This is a genomic window from Phyllobacterium phragmitis (assembly GCF_002980495.1).
GTDB lineage: Bacteria > Pseudomonadota > Alphaproteobacteria > Rhizobiales > Rhizobiaceae > Paramesorhizobium > Paramesorhizobium phragmitis.
Map to the genome: position 1 here is coordinate 1 of NZ_PVBR01000077.1, position 755 is coordinate 755.

Sequence of the window (755 nt, forward strand, 5' to 3'; positions counted from 1 at the left end):
CGCCTTCATGGTGGAGCGCGCGGCGCAGTCGGTGATGGGGGCCGCGCTCTGTGCGTCGGGTGTCTTGTCCGTCTATCGCTCGGACTTCCTGCGGGCAGTCAAAAACGAATGGATGGAACAACGCTTCGTGGGTGAGGCCGTCCATTTTGGGGATGATCGGCGGTTGACGGCCTTGGCCTTACAACGCGGAAGGGTCATCATCGCTCTTGATGCCGTTGCTTCGACCCAGGTCCCCACCAGCCCGGTCCATTTCATCAAGCAGCAGCTACGCTGGAACAAGAGCTTTCTGCGCGAGTCCGTGCTGGCGGTAAAGGGCTTTGGCGTCCTTTCATTCCCCGGCCTTCTTAGCTTCCTTGAGCTCTTCTTCTGGTTCTTCTACCTTTCCACCATCGCCAATATCCTGGTCTTCAATCCGATGGTGGGCGCGTGGTCGATCGTGGCCATCTGGTTTGCCTATGTGCTTGCAGCCGGGCTCTTCCGCAATCTCTCCTTGATTGCGCGCGAACCAAGGCTGGTGCTGCTCGCCCCTATCTATAGCCTGCTGCACGTATTGATCCTCACCCCGCTGCGTCTGGTTGCCCTGGTCACCATTCTTGATAACCGCTGGGGAACAAGATGATATGCGGGTCGAGAGGCTTAGGCGCCGTCAGCCCGCAACAGCCAGTCGGCAAAGCTGCCGTCGGTCGTCTTGCGCACCGTATGGCCGTTCAGCCAAGCGGATCGCGCCTCGCTGGGGCGGAAACCAAATCGTGCCT

1 pseudogene is annotated in these 755 nt (G+C 59.7%); it reads left to right on the plus strand.

The features are described from left to right. Positions 1–619: pseudogene (locus tag C5748_RS27390) on the plus strand (hypothetical protein); the annotation flags it as partial. Between the last annotated feature and the right edge of the window lie 136 nt (positions 620–755).